2 pseudogenes are annotated in these 629 nt (G+C 51.0%); one reads left to right on the top strand and one right to left on the bottom strand.

What is annotated here, in order from left to right:
* Positions 1-322: 322 nt before the first annotated feature.
* Positions 323-483, top strand: a pseudogene (locus AC1DRJ_RS31460) (hypothetical protein); the annotation flags it as partial.
* On the opposite strand, the pseudogene AC1DRJ_RS31455 reads toward AC1DRJ_RS31460, so the two are convergent.
* Positions 458-629: pseudogene (locus AC1DRJ_RS31455) on the bottom strand (hypothetical protein); the annotation flags it as partial. The pseudogenes AC1DRJ_RS31460 and AC1DRJ_RS31455 overlap by 26 nt on opposite strands.

Raw genomic sequence — 629 nt, 5'->3', positions numbered from 1 at the left:
GTCAGATGGGAGCCAATAAAACCGGCGCCCCCAGTGATCAAAACAGGACCGTTAGACATGATCAAAAACCTATCAATAGTTTCGGGACGACGGATCACCTCGTCTCGAAGATGTTCCTTGGTTTCATTTGAAGCGCACGCATGGTGCGCTGTGGGTGTTTAGAGAAGTAATAAGAGGGGCAACTTTGGATTGGTCGATTGTCCCACAAATGGCACTGTGAATTCGATGAAGCCTCTGAAATTTTGTACTTTTTAAACGATCCCTAGCTGGTGCCAGAAATCCTTCAAAAGGCAAAAAAACATCTATCGTTTAGGAGAATTTCCAGATCACCGACGCGCTGATGAAACAGCTCAGAACGGCTGTGTGATGGCCTATAAGTTCAAGGGCAAGCGTTTCGACTGCGGTGGCGCCGAAGGCTACGTCGACGCGACCAACTTCTGCTTCGAGAATGCAAAGCTCAAGAAAGCTTCTGTGCTGACGTAACTCGCGCGGTCACACCGGGGGCAGCGGGCCCACTCTGGCGCACCAGTCGCTCAACGAAGAATTCCAGATGTCCTCGCGGACAGGTCTGCAAAGGCCAGCGATTAACTTTGCGCGCGAGGGTGTTAAATGTAATGGCGGCCTTGGAG

The organism is Pseudomonas sp. P5_B2, assembly GCF_056400445.1.
This window is presented reverse-complemented; position numbering and strand designations above follow the sequence as displayed.